Annotated in this window: 23 protein-coding genes; 12 read left to right on the top strand and 11 right to left on the bottom strand. The window is 60.2% G+C overall.

Annotated elements, in window-relative coordinates; translation table 11 throughout:
• Positions 1–162: 162 nt before the first annotated feature.
• The 6 genes from rpsP to CFA77_RS00515 all read right to left on the bottom strand — a co-directional run bounded on the left by rpsP (position 163) and on the right by CFA77_RS00515 (position 6,191).
• Entirely contained in the window at positions 163–600 is a 438-nt protein-coding gene (gene rpsP / locus CFA77_RS17230; protein WP_206991797.1) for a 30S ribosomal protein S16, read from the bottom strand.
• Between the two features lie 40 nt (positions 601–640).
• Positions 641–958 (bottom strand): chorismate mutase, encoded by a 318-nt coding sequence (locus tag CFA77_RS00535; RefSeq protein ID WP_206991796.1) that lies wholly within the window; start codon positions 956–958, stop codon positions 641–643.
• Positions 955–2,427, bottom strand: coding sequence for a signal recognition particle protein (gene ffh / locus CFA77_RS00530; protein WP_206991795.1), 1,473 nt, complete (start codon positions 2,425–2,427; stop codon positions 955–957). Before ffh ends, CFA77_RS00535 begins: the two co-directional genes overlap by 4 nt.
• Positions 2,428–2,618: 191 nt before the next feature.
• On the bottom strand, positions 2,619–3,209 hold the full coding sequence (locus CFA77_RS00525) for a GNAT family N-acetyltransferase (protein ID WP_034817254.1): 591 nt from the start codon (positions 3,207–3,209) through the stop codon (positions 2,619–2,621).
• Between the two features lie 106 nt (positions 3,210–3,315).
• On the bottom strand, positions 3,316–5,487 hold the full coding sequence (locus CFA77_RS00520) for a prolyl oligopeptidase family protein (protein WP_206991794.1): 2,172 nt from the start codon (positions 5,485–5,487) through the stop codon (positions 3,316–3,318).
• Positions 5,488–5,609: 122 nt separating this feature from the next.
• Positions 5,610–6,191: a hypothetical protein gene (locus CFA77_RS00515; protein WP_206991793.1), complete on the bottom strand. Its 582-nt coding sequence runs from the start codon at positions 6,189–6,191 to the stop codon at positions 5,610–5,612.
• A 131-nt stretch (positions 6,192–6,322) separates the two neighbouring features.
• Between CFA77_RS00515 and CFA77_RS00510 the strand changes: the two genes are divergently transcribed.
• Genes CFA77_RS00510 through CFA77_RS00500 form a run of 3 tightly spaced genes read left to right on the top strand, consistent with a single transcriptional unit; the run spans position 6,323 to position 8,686 of the window.
• A complete protein-coding gene (locus tag CFA77_RS00510) occupies positions 6,323–7,465 on the top strand; it encodes an AGE family epimerase/isomerase (protein WP_206991792.1) in 1,143 nt (380 codons plus the stop codon).
• Between the two features lie 55 nt (positions 7,466–7,520).
• Positions 7,521–8,234 carry a 2,3-diphosphoglycerate-dependent phosphoglycerate mutase gene (gpmA, locus tag CFA77_RS00505; protein ID WP_206991791.1) on the top strand — a complete coding sequence of 238 codons (714 nt, stop codon included), beginning with the start codon at positions 7,521–7,523 and terminating at the stop codon, positions 8,232–8,234.
• Entirely contained in the window at positions 8,231–8,686 is a 456-nt protein-coding gene (locus CFA77_RS00500) for a riboflavin biosynthesis protein RibD (RefSeq protein ID WP_242517433.1), read from the top strand. Before gpmA ends, CFA77_RS00500 begins: the two co-directional genes overlap by 4 nt.
• Here CFA77_RS00500 and CFA77_RS00495 read toward each other — a convergent pair.
• Complete coding sequence (locus tag CFA77_RS00495) at positions 8,683–9,732, bottom strand: glycosyltransferase (protein ID WP_206991790.1); 1,050 nt, start codon at positions 9,730–9,732, stop codon at positions 8,683–8,685. The two genes, CFA77_RS00500 and CFA77_RS00495, sit on opposite strands and share 4 nt — an antisense overlap.
• Positions 9,733–9,866: 134 nt before the next feature.
• On the opposite strand from CFA77_RS00495, the gene CFA77_RS00490 reads away from it, so the two are divergent.
• Positions 9,867–10,859: a glutathione S-transferase family protein gene (locus CFA77_RS00490; RefSeq protein WP_206991789.1), complete on the top strand. Its 993-nt coding sequence runs from the start codon at positions 9,867–9,869 to the stop codon at positions 10,857–10,859.
• Between the two features lie 74 nt (positions 10,860–10,933).
• Here CFA77_RS00490 and CFA77_RS00485 read toward each other — a convergent pair whose 3' ends face one another.
• Complete coding sequence (locus CFA77_RS00485) at positions 10,934–11,311, bottom strand: hypothetical protein (protein WP_206991788.1); 378 nt, start codon at positions 11,309–11,311, stop codon at positions 10,934–10,936.
• A 94-nt stretch (positions 11,312–11,405) separates the two neighbouring features.
• Here CFA77_RS00485 and CFA77_RS00480 point away from each other — a divergent pair, with 94 nt between their 5' ends.
• A complete protein-coding gene (locus CFA77_RS00480) occupies positions 11,406–12,281 on the top strand; it encodes a LysR family transcriptional regulator (protein WP_206991787.1) in 876 nt (291 codons plus the stop codon).
• A 63-nt stretch (positions 12,282–12,344) separates the two neighbouring features.
• Here CFA77_RS00480 and CFA77_RS00475 read toward each other — a convergent pair whose 3' ends face one another.
• Complete coding sequence (locus tag CFA77_RS00475; protein ID WP_034817234.1) at positions 12,345–12,824, bottom strand: Hsp20 family protein; 480 nt, start codon at positions 12,822–12,824, stop codon at positions 12,345–12,347.
• A 198-nt stretch (positions 12,825–13,022) separates the two neighbouring features.
• Here CFA77_RS00475 and CFA77_RS00470 point away from each other — a divergent pair, with 198 nt between their 5' ends.
• Both CFA77_RS00470 and CFA77_RS00465 read left to right on the top strand, forming a co-directional pair.
• Positions 13,023–13,922: a class I SAM-dependent methyltransferase gene (locus CFA77_RS00470; protein ID WP_242517432.1), complete on the top strand. Its 900-nt coding sequence runs from the start codon at positions 13,023–13,025 to the stop codon at positions 13,920–13,922.
• A gap of 88 nt (positions 13,923–14,010) precedes the next feature.
• Positions 14,011–14,625, top strand: coding sequence for a TIGR02466 family protein (locus tag CFA77_RS00465; protein WP_206991786.1), 615 nt, complete (start codon positions 14,011–14,013; stop codon positions 14,623–14,625).
• A gap of 7 nt (positions 14,626–14,632) precedes the next feature.
• On the opposite strand, the gene CFA77_RS00460 is transcribed toward CFA77_RS00465, so the two are convergent.
• Positions 14,633–15,043 carry an MAPEG family protein gene (locus CFA77_RS00460; RefSeq protein ID WP_206991785.1) on the bottom strand — a complete coding sequence of 137 codons (411 nt, stop codon included), beginning with the start codon at positions 15,041–15,043 and terminating at the stop codon, positions 14,633–14,635.
• A gap of 172 nt (positions 15,044–15,215) precedes the next feature.
• On the opposite strand from CFA77_RS00460, the gene ppa reads away from it, so the two are divergent.
• From ppa to CFA77_RS00445, 3 genes are read left to right on the top strand one after another with little or no spacing between them, the layout of a single operon-like run.
• Positions 15,216–15,752, top strand: coding sequence for an inorganic diphosphatase (ppa, locus tag CFA77_RS00455; RefSeq protein ID WP_034817227.1), 537 nt, complete (start codon positions 15,216–15,218; stop codon positions 15,750–15,752).
• Positions 15,753–15,771: 19 nt separating this feature from the next.
• Complete coding sequence (locus CFA77_RS00450) at positions 15,772–16,938, top strand: sialidase family protein (protein WP_206991784.1); 1,167 nt, start codon at positions 15,772–15,774, stop codon at positions 16,936–16,938.
• Positions 16,939–17,562, top strand: coding sequence for a LysE family translocator (locus CFA77_RS00445; protein WP_206991783.1), 624 nt, complete (start codon positions 16,939–16,941; stop codon positions 17,560–17,562).
• 18 nt (positions 17,563–17,580) lie between these two features.
• Here CFA77_RS00445 and CFA77_RS00440 read toward each other — a convergent pair whose 3' ends face one another.
• The gene (locus CFA77_RS00440; RefSeq protein ID WP_034817223.1) at positions 17,581–18,204 is read right to left on the bottom strand and encodes a carbonic anhydrase; all 624 of its coding nucleotides are present in this window, start codon (positions 18,202–18,204) and stop codon (positions 17,581–17,583) included.
• A gap of 151 nt (positions 18,205–18,355) precedes the next feature.
• Here CFA77_RS00440 and CFA77_RS00435 point away from each other — a divergent pair, with 151 nt between their 5' ends.
• A complete protein-coding gene (locus CFA77_RS00435) occupies positions 18,356–18,955 on the top strand; it encodes a TetR/AcrR family transcriptional regulator (RefSeq protein WP_206991782.1) in 600 nt (199 codons plus the stop codon).
• A gap of 56 nt (positions 18,956–19,011) precedes the next feature.
• Positions 19,012–20,070, top strand: a complete 1,059-nt coding sequence (locus tag CFA77_RS00430) for an acyltransferase family protein (RefSeq protein WP_206991781.1) — start codon at positions 19,012–19,014, stop codon at positions 20,068–20,070.
• Position 20,071: the final 1 nt, after the last annotated feature.

Raw genomic sequence — 20,071 nt, 5'->3', positions numbered from 1 at the left:
CTCGGATCTCCTCTCGTGTCGTGTCGTGTTCTTTCTAGAGAAAGCGACCTGAACGGTGATTTGGTTCCCTGTTGCCCGGCATTCAGCCTCAGGCCTTGCGTCCACGAAAAAGGCCGGCACCCCGCAGGGCACCGGCCATATCCCGAGACTGGCAAGCCAGTCTTACTCCGAAGCAGCTTCCTCAGCGGGCGCTTCTTCAGCGGCCGGAGCTTCTTCTTCAGCCGGAGCCGCAGCAGCTTCAGCCGCCGCTTTTGCCTTTTCGGCTTTCTCTTCAGCGCGTTCCTGAGCTTTCTTGCCTGGCTCGCCCTTGTTCGGGTTGTTGCCATGCGCCCATTCTACGAGCGGCTTGCCGTCCAGTTCGATCTTGGACAGGAAGCGTGCAACGCGTTCGGTCGGCTGGGCACCCTTGCGGAGCCATTCGGACGCTTTCTCGGCGTCGATCTGGACGCGGAATTCCGAATCTTTCGGAAGGCGCGGATCGTAGGAACCGATTTTCTCGACGAAACGACCGTCGCGTGGTGCGCGGGCATCCGCGATGACCACGGAATAGAAAGGGCGTTTCTTGGACCCGCCACGGGCGAGTCGAATCTTGAGGGCCATATGTGTATCTCCTGTAAGTCTGGCGTCTCGGGGTGGTAATTCAGTCGTCGGTCTCAAGACCGCGAATGTGCTCATGATGGCGGATGACTTCCGCCACGATGAAATTCAGTAGTTTCTCGGCGAAGGCAGGATCGAGCCCGCTTTCCTGTGCCAACTGGCGCAGGCGGTCGATCTGTCTGGCCTCGCGGTCCTTGTCCGCAGGCGGCATATTGTGCACGGCTTTCAGCTTGCCGACTTCCTGCGTCGCCTTGAAGCGCTCGGCCAGGGTGTGGATGATGATCGCATCCAGATTGTCGATACTGGAGCGCAGCTTGGTCAGCTGCAGCAGGGCGAAGGCGTCGCTTTGCTCATTGGTCATTTCTTTTTCCCTCCGCCGAGGCCGGGAAGACCGCCCATGCCCGGTGGCAGTCCACCGCCACCAAGACCGGGCAAGCCGCCTGCCCCGCCGCCCATCTTGGCAAGGTCGCCCGGCGAGATGCCTGCGGCCTGGGCCATGTTCATCATGTTCTTCATACCGCCCTTCTGGCGCATCTTCTTCATCATGCCGGCCATCTGCTGGTGCATCTTCAACACCTTGTTGACCTCTTGCACGGTCACGCCAGCGCCAGCGGCAATCCGCTTGCGGCGAGACGCATTCAGGATGGCCGGTTTGCGACGCTCCTTGCGCGTCATGGACAGAATGATCGCTTCCTGGCGCTTCAGCACATTGTCGTCGAGATTGGCCGAATCCATCGCGGCCTTTGCCTTGCGCGCGCCGGGCAACATGCCCATCAGGCCGCCAAGACCGCCCATGCGCTGCATCTGGCGGAACTGGTCGGCCATGTCCTCAAGGTCGAATTCGCCCTTGCGGAGTTTCTCCGCCATGCGCTCGGCCTTTTCGGCGTCCATCTGCTCGGCGGCCTTTTCGACCAGCGAGACAATGTCGCCCTGTCCGAGAATCCGGCCAGCCACCCGCTTGGCATCGAAGGCATCAAGGCCGTCGAGCTTTTCGCCGACGCCCATGAACTTGATCGGCAGACTCGTAACGGCGCGCATGGAAAGCGCCGCGCCGCCGCGGCCATCGCCATCCATCCGTGTCAGGACAAGGCCGGTCAGCGGCAGGCGAGCGTGGAAGCGGCTGGCGGTTTCAACAGCGTCCTGGCCCGTCAGGGCATCAGCCACGAGCAGCGTTTCAGACGGGTTCGCGATCTGCGCGATCTCCGCCACTTCATTCATCATCTGCTCGTCGATCGTCGTGCGACCGGCCGTATCGAGGATGAGGACGTCATAGCCGCTGATCTTCGCGGCGTTCAGGGCGCGACGGGCAATATCAGCCGGCAACTGGCCCTGAATGATCGGCAGGGCGCTGACATTTTCGTTGCACTGGTCGGCAAGGATCGCGAGCTGTTCCATCGCGGCCGGACGGCGCGTATCAAGCGAGGCGAGCAGGACGCGCTTGCGTTCCTTTTCCGACAGGCGCTTGGCGAGCTTGCCGGTCGTGGTCGTCTTACCGGAGCCTTGCAGACCGGCCATCATGATAATGGCCGGCGGGCTGTCGATGCGCAGGCTGGTATCGGCCTCTTCGCCGCCGAGCATCTCGACAAGGCCGTCATAGACAATCTTGATGACTTGCTGACCGGGCTTGACCGAACGAATGACTTCCTCGCCCACCGCGCGGGCGCGCACGCTGTCGATGAAATCCTTCACGACAGGCAGGGCGACGTCCGCCTCAAGCAAGGCGACCCGAATCTCGCGCAGGGCCGCGTTCACGTCCTTTTCGGACAGTGCACCGCGACCGGTCAGGCCGTCGAAAATTCCTCCAAGGCGTTCGCTCAGCGTGTCGAACATCTTTGTCGCTCCTTTGCCGTTTGCCAGATGTGTCTGACATAGGCGATCAAACCCATTGCACAAAGCAGAAGAGCCCCGCTGAGCGACACTTCGCCGGGCGGGGGGCCTCGCTGACCTCATGGATCAGTCAAAGCGCGCTTTTCAAATTTGCGCAGATGTTGGCGCGCCTAAAGCATGCGGGAGCCGCGGCGTCAAGCGAGCTGAAGCGCGCGCACCCGGTCTCGCAACACGGCAATCGCCGCCTTGATCTCGTCTCCGACCAGGCTGAGGACAACCATATTGGCCCATGTGCCCCCGGCCGTACGCATATAGTTCCGGATCAAGCCCTCGCGCTGGGCGCCCATTTTGCTGAAGGCACGAATGGCGCGCTCATTCTGTTCCGGTACGAAATACGAAATTCGCCGGAAGCGCGCCTCATGGGCGCGAGTCAGAAGCGCCAGTTGCGTTGCGGGCACAATGGCTGTGCCGCGATACTTCTCTGGATGCCAGACAAAGCCGATTTCGAGCCGGCGATGCGTGCGCGACACCCGCTCGAATGCGGCAAGACCCGCAAACTCACCTGTCGCCTTGTCGACCACATAGAAAGGATGGAAGGCGTCCGTCCCTTTCATGTCCAGACTATGGTCCATATACGCTTCGAGGCTGGTGCCAGTGGGCATTACGGGCATCCACTGCCACATGGATTCAGCCACCGGAGTTGCCAGCACGACCTCTTTATGGTCCGCCGTGAGCGTATCCAGGCGAACAACGTCATTTTCCGGGGGCGGCTCCGCAAGGTTCATGATTTAGATCATTAGGCCGGAGACTGATCGAGGCAAGAAAAACCGAAGTCAGGAGTTCCAGTTCTATTTTCAGACCCGATAAAAGTTCCTATTTGGAACCTTCTTGTCAATTTGTCCGACCTAGCCGCTTGGTCAGGTAGGTGAATTCCAGAGCAGACCGCTTGGCGCGCTCCTTCTGGTTCGCCGCTGCCGAATGCCCGCCATCAATGTTCTCATAATAGTAGAATGGCAGGCCCGCCGCCTCAAACTTCGCGGCCATCTTGCGCGCGTGACCGGGATGGACGCGATCATCCTTGGTCGAGGTAACGAAGAAGGGCACCGGATAGTCCTTCGTGGCATCAAAGTTCTGGTAGGGCGAAATCGTCTCAAGAAAGGCCCGTTCGTCCGACACTTCCGGCGATCCGTATTCATCTACCCACGACGCGCCTGCCAGCAATAAGTGGTAACGCATCATGTCGAGCAGCGGCACCTGCACGACGACCGCGTTCCAGAGGTCTGGCCGCTGGTTCAGCATGACGCCCATGAGCAGGCCACCATTTGAGCCACCCATGATGCCGAGATGCTCCGGTGATGTAACGCCTCGTTCAATCAGGTCCTCACCGACCGAAATGAAGTCATCATAGATTCGCTGGCGATTCTGCTTCAGGCCAGCCTGATGCCACTCGGGGCCGAACTCGCCCCCGCCGCGGATGTTCGCCAACACATAAGCACCCCCCTGTTCCAGCCACAGACGACCTGTGACAGCGCTGTAGGACGGATTCAGCGAGACCTGGAACCCGCCATACCCGTATAGAAGCGTCGGCGTGGAACCGTCGAGCGGCAGATCTGCTTTGCTTACGAGGAAATAAGGCACGCGCGTGCCGTCCTTCGACGTCGCAAAATGCTGCGTGACACTCAGGCCTGTTGCATCAAATTTCGGCGGCAGACTCTTGAGGGTTTTTACGTCCCCCGTCGAGGCACTGTAGGAGAGCAGCGAATCTGGCGTCAGGAAATCCTCATAGTTGATGAAGACCGTATCCTCTTCGTCGCTGGCAAATGCGACGCTGGCCTGGCCCGTGCCGGGAAGGGAAATGGGTTCCAGCATCCAGCCGGCATCGCTCGCGGTGGCGCGCATGACCTTGCCAACCGCCGTATCACCTACCCCCAGAAGCAGGGCGCCCTTTGCAGTGGACACGCCTTTCAAGGCCTGCGTTTCGCTCGGGTGAAACACAAGTGAAACCGGCGGCAATGCGCGGGTCTCCATGAAGGTCTCGACATCGAAGGCGACCAGATCACCGGATTTGAATGTCGTTTCCTGACCCGTCGGAGTCCAATCCTGCTTCAAAGAAACAAGCAATCGGCCTTCATGGATTCCTTCTGGTGAAGACTTTGGCGGGATAGGCCACTGCACCGGCTCGCTCTCTCCATCGGGGAACCACCAGTAGCGCGTCGTGAAGAACGTGTCGGCCTGAGCCGCGCCCTGCAGAATGCGCCCATCCTCAAGCTCCAGCGTCATTGGCCAGACGCCGACATCATCCACCTCGCCGCGGATCACCTCTTCGGCGGCGTCCAGTGGCGTACCGCGGTCCCAGCGTTTCACGATGAAAGGATAGCCGGACGCGGTCAGTGTTTCCTCGCCCCAATCGGTTGCGATCAACAAAGTGTCAGGGCTGGCCCAGGCACCGCCCTGCTTGGCCTCTGGCGTGACGAAGCCGTCATCAACGAATTGCTTGGTCGCAAGATCGAATTCGCGGCGGACAATCGCGTCCTTGCCGCCATTCGACAGGGAGATCATGCATTTGTAGCCAATATCGCTGCCCTTGGGCCGGAAACAATCTGCGCCCTTGTAGACCCAGTTCTTGCCTTCTTCTTCCGCAAGCTTGTCGAAATCGAGAATGGTTTCCCACTCCGGCGTGTCACTGGCATAACTTTCCAGCGTTGTCCGACGCCACAGACCGCGCACATGCGTTTCGTCCTGCCAGAAATTGTAGACCATCCCGTCACGAATTGATCCGTAGGGAATACGCTCTGCCGAGGTCAGCGCCTCGATCGCGGCCGCCTCATATCCCGCATAATCAGGATCTGCCTTCAGCTCTTTCAGCGAGCGGTCATTCTGATTGCGCACCCAGTCAAGCGCTGCCTCACCTTCAACTTCTTCCAGCCAGAGATAGGGGTCTTCTGCAGTTGCCTCAGAAACCTGGGGTGGGGGAAGTGTGTCTGCCAAGGGAGTCTCCGTTGGTGTTTGTGTTCCACAGGCCGCGAGGGCCAAAAAGCTGAGCGGAGCGAAAATCTTGCGCATGGTATCTCCATGAAAGACAAATCTTGTCAGGTATCTGGGCAAAGCGACAAATTCCGCCCACCCTTATCAACTTAAATCGTCAAACGTCGCTGCCAAGCGCGGCACTCTGTCATGCGAACGGCTTATTCAATGCGCTCGAATGTGACACTTTCGACCAGAAGGGCTCGTGACTTTTCAGGCACAACCGGACGTATGGCAAAATAATCGAAGCCCTGATCTCCAATATGTTCCGGAACGACATATTCGAAACTGAAATTCTCAAAACCCGAAACAAGGTCAAAAACCTGCCAGCCGGAATCGCCTTCCCGACCCACGGAATAGTTCACCTTGGCCTGCATGGCGCCGCGTTGATCTGCCGGACGCATGCGGACGGTGCAGCGAACGCGGCGCCCCGAGAATTGCACTTCAAGATCACTGGCGAGGCGGAAATGCGGGCCGTCTTCGGGCTCGGGCCCAAGCAAGCCGGCCTGGGCTTCGATATAGAGCAAATAGTCGTCGCCCCGATTGCGCACGAGCTCGGTCGTGGCGTCGCCGCCGGCAAGAATCTTGTTCAGAAATTGCCCGCTGACCGTGACGCGATCATAATTGGTGCCATCGCCCGTTATGGGGCCATCCGGCAAGCGGCCAATAGCGGGCCAGATGGCCAGCACAACCATGCCGACCACCAGCAGGAAGGCCAGAGGGAAGAAGATCCGGTCTTTCATGAACGAGGAGCTCTTTCACAGTTCGGCGGTGGCACCCGCTAGCCAAGGACTGGCACTCCTGTTAGCAGGAAGCTGGGCGGTTTGGCGAGCCGTAGACGCTGCCATGCATGCAATTAACGGGGGCGAGTTCCATGTCGAAAGCGGCATTGAGGCGGCGAGCCAAGGAAGCTCGTCACTGGCTTTTTGAAGCGTGCTTCCCCCTTTGGAGCGAGCGCGGAATCGGCGAGTCTGGCCTGTTTCGAGAAACACTGTCTCTGGATCACGCGCCGGTACAAGACGAGATCACACGCATTCGCGTGCAGGCCCGGCAAACCTATGTCTTCGCGCAGGCCGCCCTGCTCGGCTGGAAACCAGACATATCACTTGATCTGGTTCATCATGGCGTGCGCACCCTCAGCGGTACGGCTCGGCGGGAAGATGGCCTCGTGGGTCGCACGCTCAACGCAGATAGCCACGAATATGTCGACGATACGCCCGACACGTATGATCTCGCCTTCACGCTCTACGCGCTCGCCGTGGCCAGTGAAGCTCTGGACGACGGAAGCGGCGCGATCGCTTCGGCAAGGGCGCTGCTGGATGCGCTGGACGGGCGGATGAAAGACCGGATCAATGGCGGCTATGCCGAAAGCTTGCCGCCGCCATCCCAGCGCAGCCAAAATCCGCATATGCATTTGCTGGAAGCGTGCCTGGCCCTGCACCGGGCCGACCCTGAAGGGGACCATCTCACCCGCGCCAGCGAACTCATCTCCCTGTTTCAAGCAAAATTCACCGCAGGCCCCGGCGGCCTGCTGGGAGAATTTTTTGCCCCGGACTGGGCAGAAGGCGCAGGCGATGCCGCGCGCATTGTCGAGCCGGGTCACCAGTTCGAGTGGATCTGGCTATTGAGCCAGCACGCCCGCGCAACCGACCAGCCAATTCCGCCCATTGCCGGTCGCTTGTACAGCTTTGCCACCAGCACGCTGGATCCAGACGGGCGGGCCATTCTGGAAGTCACCCGCGATGGCGCACCCCACAATGCGGGGCGACGCACCTGGTCGCAGACCGAAGCGCTCAAAGCGCATCTGGCAATGCTGAATCTGACTGATGACGACGCCATCGCTGCCGCGGCCTGCCAGAGCTTCGACATCCTCATGGATGAATATCTCACCCCGGAAGGCGGGTGGATCGACCAGTATGATGGCGATGGCCACATCGTCTCAACCAACATGCCGGCGTCCACCGGCTACCATGTCACGCTCGCATTTTCAGAGCTGATCCGGGCGATGGAAGCTTGAACCCGGACCCTTTTACGCTGAAAAGGGCCCGCAACAGACCAAAAAGGAATTTTTCATGCCCAGATTAGCGCTTGTCCGCCACGGCCAATCCGAATGGAACCTGCAAAACCGGTTCACCGGCTGGTGGGATGCCGACCTGACCGAGAAGGGCGAAGCCGAAGCCAAAAAGTCCGGTGAAATGCTGAAAGCCTGCGACGCCGATTTCCGCGCCGCGTTCACCAGCGTTCAGACCCGCGCCATCCGTACGCTCTGGATCGCCCTGACGGAGATGGACCGCGTATGGATGCCGGTGACCAAGCATTGGCGCCTGAATGAGCGCCACTATGGTGGCCTGACCGGTCTCAACAAGGCAGAGACTGCCGGCAAACATGGCGAAGATCAGGTTCATATCTGGCGCCGCTCCTACGACATTCCCCCACCGCCGATGGAAGCTGGCAGCGAGTTCGATCTGGCAGGCGACGCCCGCTACAAGGGCATTGATATCCCGAACACCGAAAGTCTGAAGCTGACACTGGAACGTGTGCTGCCCTATTGGGAAGAAGCGATCACACCCGTGCTCAAATCCGGAACGGACGTCGTCATTGCAGCACATGGCAACTCCCTGCGCGCCCTGGTGAAACATCTGTTCCGGGTGCCGGATGAGTCCATTACCGGGATCGAGATTCCAACCGGTAATCCGCTCTACATTGATCTGGATGACACGCTCAAGCCAGTCTCCGTTCGTTACTTGGACTCTGATCGCAGCAAGCCGCTTCCTGAACTGCCATGAGCTTTCGCCCGTCCCGACGGCGCGACCGGCGCATGATGGGACGGGCCCACAGCCTGGCTCGGCTCAACCACGGCCTCACCGGGATGAACCCGTCGGTTGGGTGTATCATCCTGGACTCTGACGGGCATGTCGTCGGCGCGGGGGTAACCGGTCTGGGCGGGCGTCCCCATGCCGAGGAGGTCGCGCTGGACGAGGCCGGAGCCGCTGCGCGAGGTGGCACCGCCTATGTCACACTGGAGCCCTGCCGCGAGCGATCCCAGGGCGGAAAATCCTGCTCCGTGAAATTGCTGGAGGCCGGCATCGCCCGCGTCGTCTGCGCCATAGACGACCCACACCCGGTCGCCAAAGGGGGCATCCGCGCCCTCAGGGACGCTGGAATTGAAGTCCGGATCGGGCTTGGCCAGCGCGAGAGCCGCCGACTTTACCGAAAATTCTTCGCAAGCCTGCTCTAGCCAGTGAATGGCCCGGCATGCGCGATGATCTTTTCATACAGCGCCACGGAATCGCGCTGGAACGCGGCCTTGTTGAACTGCTGCTCATATGAGGCTCGGCCACCTTCGACCAGCTTTGCCGCGAGCGCCTTGTCCGAGATCACCCGGCTGAGCGCCGTGGCGAGCGCATCGACATCATTCTTCGGAATCAACAGCCCGTTCACTTCATTCTTCACATAGGCTGCCGGGCCAACCGCATCTGCCGCAACCAGCGGACGGGACGCTGCCCATGCATCGACGGTCACCGTGCCGAACGGCTCGTAGCGGGACGGGAAGGCCACCACATCGCAGGCCGCGAGCAGCGCGCCGCGATCATTGCGCCAGCCCAGGAAGCGAACCCGATCATCCAGCCCAAGTTTGGTACACTGCGCCTTCAGCTCGGCCTCGATGGGGCCATCGCCCGCGATCCAGACATACAGGCCTGGCACTTTGGCCGTGGCATCCAGCAACGTGTCGAGACCCTTCTTCTCATGCAGGCGCGCCAGCGCGAGCGCAACGGGCGCATCTTCGGGCGTATCCAGCGCCGCGCGGCTGGCCGGATCAGTGCCTTCAAAATCAGCATAGGTGTGAACGATGGCAGAGCGATCGTCCGGGACACCTTGTTCGCGGATGTGACGCAGCAAATCGATGGTCAGGCCGACATGCCATTCGCAATTCACGAAGCGCGCAAGTTTGTAATAGCCACCATACCAACCAATCGAACGATTGCGGTATTCCTTCGGCGCATATTGCCCGGCGCGGCCCATCCAGTACTCGATAACATCCGGCTTGAAGACCTTGATCGCGTCGCCAATCACGCGCCGCGTCGGGAAGGGCCACGTATTGTTGAACGCGGCCACATCCACCCCGATGCCGGCTTCACGGAATTTCTGGACGCGGAACTGGTTGTCCGGTCGTGTGACCACATGCTGGGTCAGACCGGCTTCTGCCAGTGCCAGCACGGATTCCAGCATGATGTTCTCTGCGCCGCCTTCCTGGGCGCCCGCCATCACGTGCATGATCCGCATCTGCCGCTCCTTTCAATGTCCAACAAGTTCTGACCGAGCGCATACCCATTATCACCAGCTGCGGCAAACGCTCCTTGGCAGTGCGTGCTGAAATGCCTACAGACAGGGCCAAACACAATGAAAGCCGTATGCCCATGTCCGATTATCGCCTCTTCGGCGCAGATACCTCGCCCTATTCCCAGAAAGTGCGGTCGTTCCTGCGCTACAAGAATATTGATTTCGACTGGGTATCCCGCTCACGCGAGAATGAGGAAGAATTCCAGGCATTGGCGCGCGTGGCCTCTGTGCCGCTGCTGGTCTCCCCTTCGCGATCGGCCAATCAGGATTCCACGGCAATCATTTCCGCCCTTGAGGAAGACCATCCGGAGCCTACGGCCGTTCCGGACGACGTTGCCACGTCGACCCTTGCGCTGATCCTTGAAGACTATGCGGATGAATGGCTGAACAAGATCATGTTCCTCGAACGTTGGAGCCAGAAGCCCGACCGCGAAGACGCTGCCCTGCGTGTGCTGGTCCAGCTCTATGGCGGCAAGCGCCCCCGCGCCTACAAGAAGGCCCAGAAGCAAATTGCCGAACGCATGGCCGACCGTCTGAATCTGGTTGGCGCCGACAGCGCAAATGCAGACATGCTGAAAGCCTCGTTCGAACGCTTTGCAACGCTTCTCAACGCGCATTTGACCGAGCAACTCTACATCTTCGGCGGTCGTCCGTCCGCGGCCGATTTCGCCCTCGCCGCGCAGTTCCAACAGATGATGATGGACAAGACCCCGGCCGAATGGCTCAAGAAGCACGCCCCCTTTGTGGTTGCCTGGATCGAGAATATGGAAGATCCCAAACCGGGCGCGCCTTTCGCGTCGCTGGAAGCGCTTGCGCCCACGCTGACGCCGCTGTTTGCCGAGGAAGTCTCGAAAACCTATCTGCCCTGGGCCAAGGCCAATTCAAAAGCCGCCGAACGCGGTGACAAGAATGTTTCCGCATCCATCGAGGGCGGCAGCTTTGAACAGACCACGCAAACCTATGCTGCCCGCGCCTATGATTCCGTCCGCAAGGCGGTCGGCGCTTCGCTCAGCGACGACGCTCTTAAAGGCTTCCTGTCGGAAGCCGGTTGCTCGAAATTCTTCGGCTAGCCGCCAGAGACAATTCGCAAATAGAAAAACGGCGCGTCCCTGTGGTCGCGCCGTTTTCTTTGGTTTTGTCTATATCAGGACTCGGGCGACCCGGTTTCGGCGGGCGCAGGGTTGAGCACTTCAAGCCGCGTCTGGACGTTCCGCGCGTCCGCGACAAGGCGTTCACCCTTTCGGACATCCGCCTCAGCATCGGCGACCTTGTCTTCGCCCTTGCGAAGCGCCTGACGGGCCTTGCGGACCATTTCCTCGCCCTTTTCAAGGTCCTTGTTACCCTCCGCGATGAGCTTCTCACCCTTGCGAATGTCTTTCTCGGCTTTGTTCCACTGCTTCAGTTCCTTCCGATCGAGATCGGACATGGAAATGTTGGACGAGACGGCTGGTGCGGCAGCCGCGGAAGCGCAGGCGCCAAGCAGAGTGAGTGCGGCGAGACCGGCGATGAGATGGGTTTTCATTGTCGTTTCTCCTTGATCTGACATGCTGCCTAGATAGGGAGTTACATGGAATTCGAATAACGAATTTAATCGATGCTTGAAATCGGAATATTGAATGATTGATGTTGAAGTCGCTCGCACATTCCTGGCAGTCATTGAAACCGGCACGTTTCAGGGTGCGGCGGACAAGGTACACGTCACCCAGTCCACGGTGAGCGCCCGGATCCGGACGCTGGAAGATCGCCTCGGACAAAGAGTGTTCGCACGATCGAAAGCCGGCGCCCGGCTGACATCACACGGCTATCATTTCGAACGATATGCCCGGACAATTGTGCGCGCATGGGAGCAAGGTCGTCAGCAGGCCGGGATTCCGGAAACCTTTGACGATATGCTGATCCTCGGTGGGCAGTACAATCTCTGGGCCCGCTTCCTCTCCCAGGCACTTGTGGAGATGCAGGAGCAAATGACAAACGTCGCCTTCAAGGCGGAGGCCGGCACGCCCCTTTCCCTGTCACGCCTTTTGTCAGAAGGGCTTCTGGACATCGCAGTGCTGCATCAACCTCGCCTGCGCACCGATATCGCGGTGGAACACTTGATGGATGACGATCTCATCATGGTCACCACCGATCCGAAGGGCGAATTCGAAGACCGTTATGTCTATGTCGACTGGGGCGAAGAGTATCGTGACCGGCACGCCCAGATCCTGCCAAAGCTCATGGAGCCAAGGACCACAGTCGCCCTGGGATTCTTCGGGCCGTCCTTCCTCATCGCCAGTGAAGCCGCAGGGTATTTGCCTCGGCGCTTGGTCGAAACCCATCTGGCAAAGGGGTTCCTTTTCGAAGTCCCGGATGTCCCGACCATCGCCTATCCTGTGTTCGCGGCCTATCAGTCAGAGTCAGACACGGATGCGATCCAGCCTGCGCTGCAAATCCTGCGAGAAAAGGCCGCCGCCACGCTGTCAGGAAACCTGGCACCACACTTCTGGGCCTGAATGCAAAAAACGGCGCGCCCATCTCTGGACGCGCCGTTCTCTTATCTGATCAGAACTCGGCGTTTAGGCCGCGTTGCTGGCCGATTTCTTGCCGATCAGTTTCGGCTCCGACTTTGCCGGGGCGCCAATCTCGATCTTGCGAGGTTTCTTCTCTTCAGGAAGCTCGCGAATAAGGTCGATGCGCAGCACGCCGTGCTGCAGATTGGCACCGGTCACGATGACATGGTCGGCCAGCTGATAGCGCCGGATAAAGCTGCGCTGGGCAATGCCGCGATGCAGATAGTTGCGGCCCTCGCCGTCTTCATTCTCGCCGCGCTTGCCGGCCACAGTCAGCAAGCCTTCTTTCGTCTCGATCTCGAGGTCATCTTCGGTAAATCCCGCGACCGCGATCTCGATGGCGAAGGCGTTTTCGTCAACGCGTTCGATATTGTATGGGGGATAGCCTTGTGACCCGTCGAGGCGAGACGCCTGATCAATCATGCCCGCAAGCCGGTCAAAGCCGACAACGGTACGGTAAAGGGGGGTAAGGTCGATATTGCTCATGTGTTCAGTCCTCTTAAATCAAGCAACTGCGGGCAACCCGTTCGGGGAGCGCCCGGATGGATGTTCAGCACCTGAAAAGAACCAACCCGAATTCGGCGTTGGGACAGATACCGGTCACAGCCCGATTTACGGCACCGTGACATGATCTATGTGGGTAGCGTAAGGAGAGGTTCAAGAGGCCTGTTGAGGAGACACCCTGTGAAGCAATTGACCCCGATGATCGCCCTGTCTGCACTGGTTCTGGCAGCTTGCGGCCAGCCAGAGACACCCGCATCAGAGACGCCCGCCCCCGAAACCCCGCCGGTCGAGACAGCCTCGACCGAAGCCTCGCCGCTGGACGCCGCGATCGCTGGCGAACACCGCACGGATGCCGAAAAGGCGCGCGACGCCTGGCGTCACCCGAAAGAAACGCTCGAATTCTTCGGGGTGGAAGCGGATGACAAAGTGGTCGAGCTGTGGCCCGGCGGCGGCTGGTACACAAATGTCATCGCGCCCTATCTTGCCAGTGGCGGTGGCACACTGGTCGCAGCCTATTTCGACCCGAATATTGGCGATGAAGACCGTCGCGCCCGCATCGCCGAGCGCCTTGCAGAATTCCAGGCGAATTATGACGACCCGAAATTCGGCACCATCGAATACAGCGCCTTTTCGGCCGAGAGTGGCCCGCTGACCGAGGCCGGGACAGCCGATGTCGTACTGACCTTCCGCAACCTCCACAATTGGATGAGCGGCGGATACACCGAGAAATTTTTCACGGACGCCTATGCCGCTCTGAAGCCCGGCGGCGTGTTGGGCGTGGTCGAACATCGCCTGCCTTCAACGGCCACACAGGACCCGACGGCCTCTTCGGGTTACGTCCATGAGGATTATGTCAAATCCCTCGCCGAAGCGGCCGGGTTCGAGTTTGTCGAAGCCAGCGAAATCAATGCCAATCCGGCCGATACTGCGGATCACCCGTTTGGGGTCTGGACGTTGGCCCCGGTCAACGCCACGCAGGACCGGGAAGGCAACACTCCGGACGGTTTTGACGCTGCTGCCTATGCCGAAATCGGCGAAAGCGACCGCATGACGCTGAAATTCGTCAAGCCTGCCGAATAGAGCGGCCAAGTTCTGCAGATGAGCCCGCGACCTTGCAGAAGGTGGCGGGCTCTTTCTTTTGCGCCTTGCTCCGCCTAAAGAGCGGCCCATGACCACAAAGACCCTCTTCCCCACTTTGGTGCGGACCCAGCCCGTCGGCGATAGCGATCTGGCGACACGGCTCGAACATGTCTGCTGGGTGCTGGCCGAGGATGACGCCGCGGGGAATGCGTGGTGCGAGACCGAAGGCTATGGCGGGTACACATCCTACGCATCTCTCGACGACTTGCCGGACCGGTTCCCGGAATTTGCGGAGCTGAAAGCCTTGCTCGATGCCGTCGCGACTGACTTTGCGACGGAACTCGACTGGGACATGGAGGGCTTCACCCTGGAACTCGACGCGATCTGGGTGAACATTCTGGAGCCCGGCTTTGGCCACTCCAATCATATCCACCCCGGCAGCGTGATTTCAGGAACCTATTACGTCTCCACGCCAGACGGCGCGTCTCGGCTGAAACTGGAAGACCCGCGCCTGTCGCGCATGATGGCCGCGCCGCAATTGCGCGATGACGCGCCAGAAGACCGCCGCCGCTTTGTCTATCTTGAGCCCGAAGTCGGGCACGCCATCCTGTGGGAAAGCTGGCTGCGCCATGAAGTCCCCGCCAATATGGGCGAGGAACCGCGACTCTCGATCAGTTTCAATTACGCCCTGAAGCGCGACTGACGGGCGCCTACAGCACTTTTCCAATCACCATGATCGCCAGCGCCAGTCCGCCAACATAGGTGACGAGCGCACCCAGGACTTTAAGCGGATGCGGCTTTTCCAGCGTTGCACAGACCAGGCAGCCAAGCGCATGCAGAAAACGAGACAGGGTGATCGCCACAACAAGGCTCGTCACGGCGATTCCAAGGTCGCGCCCCGCATAGGCAAAGCCGGTGATGACAAAAAGCCCGACCAGAAGCGCAGTATATTCAGCGGCATTTCCATGCGCCCGCTCGGCTTTCATCATCGGCCCCGTCGGATCTGTCGCTGCGCCATAGGCGATGGTCTTGGTGCGCCCCCGCGTGATCGAAACCCAAAAGCCCAGCAACAGGGTCAGAATGACCAGCGCCGCGCTACAAAGAATTAGTGTTGAATGCATTTGGTGTACCTCCCAGACGGCAGAGTAACCCCATTTGGGCGAGTGGGAAGCATTCGGGCACAAAAGCTGCATTAACCCTCCCGCGTCACTGCCACTCTTGACGCAATCTGTTTCAGGCGTCATCGCCACCCCACACCGTGTTTCAACCTTCCAGCCAGATGCGAGCCGTCTTATGGACCTTTCCAAAATCAAAACCGGCGACAATCCGCCAGACGACATCAATGTGCTCATCGAGGTCCCGCTCGGCGGCGACCCGATCAAATACGAGATCGACAAGGATTCCGGCGCGATGTTCGTGGACCGCTATCTCTACACCGAGATGCGCTATCCCTGTAATTACGGCTTCGTGCCGCACACACTCAGCCTCGACGGCGACCCGATCGACGTGATGGTTGTCGGCAATCGTCCACTGGTGCCGGGCTCGGTCGTGCGCGCCCGTCCCGTCGGCGTTCTGATGATGACCGACGACAAGGGCCCGGACGAGAAGATCCTCGCCGTGCCGCACAACAAGCTGACGTCATACTACGACAAGATCGCGACCTATCACGATCTGCCGCAGACCCTGATCGACAAGACCGCGCACTTCTTCGAGCACTACAAGGATCTCGAAAAAGGCAAGTGGACCCGGATCGAAGGCTGGTACGGTATCGAGAAAGCCCGCGAACTGATCGAAGCCGCCGTCAAGCGCGGCCAGGCAGAAGGCGCCTGATCGCAGCGGCGGGATGCAAATGTTTGAACGCCTGTTCGCACTTTGCCTGATCCTGCCGCTTTTTGCTTGCACCCAATTGCAAGACCGGCCGTCGGCGCTGCATGCACCGGCGGCCGATCTGTATGACGCCTCAGCGCCCGATCTCGGCCTCTCGCCCCTGCCCGGCGCGAAGGCCATCACCGTATTTCGGCCCGGCCCCGGCACGGACCAGTTCAGCAATGGCGCCGTGCCCATCGCCTTCAAGGGCCGCGTCTTCGTTCAATGGCAAAGCTCGGCCCGCGATGAAGACGCCCCGGACACATGGGTTGCCTATTCAGTCAGCGACGACAATGGCGATCAATGGAGCGCGCCGCGTCCCCTGACCACACCGTCTGATGGCGAGGAGATCCGCTCCAGCGGCGGCTGGTGGACTGATGGCGAAACGCTCATCGCCTTCATCAATGTCTGGCCGGAAGGCTTCCACAAACGCACCGGCGGCTACACCGCCTATCGCCTCAGCCATGACGGCGAAACCTGGTCCGAGCCCCGCCCCGTGCTCGGCGCAGACGGAATGCCGGTGAATGGCGTGATCGAGCAGGATCCGCACCTGTATGACGGCCGCCTTCACACCGCCTTCCATGTGCGCCCCGGTATCCGGGCGCGCCCCTTCTACACCGACGACCCGCTCGGATTGACGGGATGGCAGGCTGGCGCGTTCGAGAACCTTCCCTCTGACCCGCCCATGAGCCGGGAGCTGGAACCCAGCCTGTTTCAACGCGGCGACTGTCTTGTCATAGTCTTCCGCGATCAGGCGTCGAGCTTTCGCCAGCTTGCATCGGAAAGCTGCGACCGTGGCGAAAGCTGGAGTCGTCCGCAGCTGACTGCCATGCCTGATGCACGCACGAAGCAAAGCGCGGGCAATTTACCCGGTGGCACCGCCTTTCTCGTTCACGCGCCAAAAGGCGACAAACTGCGCATTCCCCTCGTCCTGTCGCTGTCAGAAGATGGCCACGTGTTCGACCGCGCCTTTCTCCTGCGCGGCGCCGATGACCTGCAGCCCCTGCGCACCGAGGGCCTCTACAAGCGGCCGGGCTATCATTATCCGAAAAGCTGGGTCGCAGGCGATTTCCTCTTCATTGCCTACGCCGCAAACAAGGAAGACGTCGAACTGACCCGAATTCCCCTTTCCGCGCTGGAGGCGCGCTGAATGGACCTGTCAGTCTGGCTCGCGCTGATGGCGCTGTTCTTCGCTGGCGGCCTGACCCCCGGCCCGGCCGTCATGATGGTGATGAGCGCATCCTTGCGCTATGGCGCGCCGACCGCGCTGGTCCCTGCCGCAGGCGTATCCGCCGCCAACCTTGTCTGGATTTCCCTCGCCGCAACCGGCATCGCCACCTTTGCGGCGCAGGCCCCGCTCGTGCTGATGGGCCTGAAGATTGCCGGCATCTGCTTCATTGCCTGGTTGGCCTGGACAATGGCCACCGCAGACCCGCACCGGCCTCGCGCCCGCGCAGATCAGGCGCCTGCGAAGTCCAATTTGTTCGGTCGCGGCGTTGGCCTGCAATTGCTCAACCCAAATGCGCTCGTCTTCTTCGGCCTGTTGCTGCCAAGCTATTTCGATCCGGACAAGCCGGTCGTCCAGCAAGCCTTGCTGATCATGCTGACCGTGACCATCACCGAAATGTTCGGCCTCGCCTTCTATGCCTGGCTTGCAGACGCCATGAACCGCCGGTTCCAGTCGCCCGTCTTCACGAAATGGTTCAATCGCCTGGCCGCGTCCGCCATACTGGTATCGGCCCTGTTCGCGGCGCTTATGACCAGTGGAAACTGACCGCCACTCCGGGGCGAATCAGGGCTCGATCACCTCAAACCGGCTGGTTTTCGGGTTCCGCCAGTGCAGTTCGCCATGCTTGATCGCAAACCAGGCGCCGTGCAGTTCCAACTCGCCCGCCTCGACCGCCCGCTTCACGAATGGAAACGACATCAGGTTTCCGAGAGACGTTTCGACACCTTCCAATTCGAGGGCAAATTGCGGATTGACCGATCCGCTTTCCACAACGCGCGCGCGTGCCGCTTCAAGCAAGCGTACCCAAGGCGTCACGAACTCGCCGATTTCCGGTGTGCCTTCCCCGGCCAAAGAGGCCGCGACACCGCCGCATCCGCCATGTCCCATCACCACGATGTGCTCTATCTTCAACACGTTGACCGCATATTCGAGGGCGGCGCTCACGCCGTGCAGGCCGTCATCCGGCTGATAGGGCGGCACGAGATTGGCAACGTTACGGACGACGAACAATTGGCCCGGCGCGGCATTGAAAATGTCCGAAGGCTCGGCCCGGCTGTCGGCGCAGGCGATCAGCATGATGCGCGGATTCTGGCCTTCGCCCAGTTCCCGATACAATGCAGCCTGTTTTGAGTAGATTCCCTTCCGGAAGCTGCGATACCCTTGCAGCAGATCCTCGACCGTATTCATGCCAACAACTCCTGTTTCTCTGTAGCACTGACTAGTGCATATTGCAGTCGCGGCAAGCGGAAACGGGAGTTTGTTTACTACTTCACCCTTATGCTTGGCTGACAAAAGCTGTACCTAGTGCAGCGCAGCATTCAAGAAACTGGAGTTGTTCATGCCCACGCCCTCGGAGACCAGCAAGTCTTCCCGGAAGGGGCCGACGCGCAGTGAAGCGTCCCAGGCCGCCATTCTGGACGCAACACGCATAGAGATGGCGGAGAATGGCTGGCGCGGCTTCAGCGTAGATGGCGTCGCCAAACGTGCCAGCGCATCCAAACAGACCATCTACAAATGGTGGCCGTCAATCGGCGCTATGTGTGTCGATGCGGCTTTGGCCCTGATCCCCGACAGTCCGGATGGCGGGCGCGATCCGCAAGAACGGATTACCACGCTCATCGTGCCATTGGAGGCCGCCGCACGTACCGGAGCCGGGCACGCGGTTCTGCGGGTCGCTTTGACGGCCGCTGCTGACGACAAGGATGCTGGCGAATTGTGGCGCGCCTGGATGAACCGCGACATTCGTATGCCCATGCGCATGCTCCTCGCCGAATTGGCTGGAAAACGCGTGATTCGACGTGATTTCGATCTTGATGAAGCGATTGAAGAAATGCTGGGGCCTCTCTGGCACCGTATTCTGATCATGCGCGCACCTGTGCGGGAGGGCTTTTGTAGTGCCCAGTCCGCAAACTTCCTGAAAGTGTACGCCGCGAGCTGATTTCGCGTATGGCGTGAAATTTGCAGAGCTGCTCCTGAAGTTTTCGGGGGCATTGCATGTCTGTTACACGCATCAATTGGGTCGATTACGCCAAGGGCGTTTGCATTATCGGGTTTGTCCTGGCGCAGTCTGTCTACGGGTATGTCGCCATGACGGGCCAGTCCAACTGGATGCACTTTGCCGCCGCCTGGGCAGCTCCCATCATCCTGCCGACGCTGTTCATCATGTCCGGCTTGTTCCTTCCCCGTACGCTATTCGGATCGAAATCGACGTTTTTCGATCGAAAAGTGCTCCGATTCGTCTATTTCTACGCCGTTTGGCTGATCATCCAGACCGTCATCCTCTACGCACCGCACGTCACGTCAAACCCGCTTGTCATTGCGAGCTCAATGCTGAGCGGTCTGGCACAGCCCACATCGGGGCTTTGGATCCTGCCCATGCTGGCGCTGTTTCATCTCGCCACATGGCTCGCACGCCGTAGCGCACCGACGAAAGTCCTGCTTGTGGCCGCTCTGCTCCAGACGGCGCATGCGGCCGGCATGATCCAGACGGGTTGGCTCGTAATTGATACATTCGCGCAGTATTTCGTCTTCTTCTTCGCAGGCTATCACGGAGCAAACCTGTTCCGCCGGTTTGCAGCCCGCTTGTCCGAGGGCTTCTCGGATGTACCGGTCGCACTGATCATCTGGGCCGCCATCAACACGGTCCTGGTCGCGCAGGGTACGGCCACATTGCCCATTATCAGCCTGGTGCTCGGCTTTGCTGGCGCGTTTGCCCTGATCGCCCTGGCGACGCGCTTGGCCAACACGCGGCATGGCGCCGCCATGCAATATATCGGGCGGGCGCAGTTCGTGATCTATCTGACCTATTTCCTGCCCATGACGGCCGCGCAAACCCTGCTGGTCCGGAGTGGCCTCCTGCCAGAGCCCGGACTTACCAGCCTGGCGATTGGCCTGATCGCGATCGCCTTGTCATTGGCGTTTCACCGGCTCGTGCGTCGGACCCCGCTCAAGGCGCTCTATCGTCGGCCGATGAGGTTCCGCCTCAAGGGCGCGGAACTCAGCCGGGGCGGCCAGCTGATCGGATCAGCCACCGACCGGGTCGAAGAAGCCTGAT

It is taken from the genome of Hyphomonas sp. KY3 (genome assembly GCF_017309975.1).
Taxonomy (GTDB): Bacteria; Pseudomonadota; Alphaproteobacteria; order Caulobacterales; family Hyphomonadaceae; genus Hyphomonas.
The sequence above is the reverse complement of the archived record's forward strand: the minus strand, read 5'-3'. Positions and strand labels throughout refer to the sequence as shown.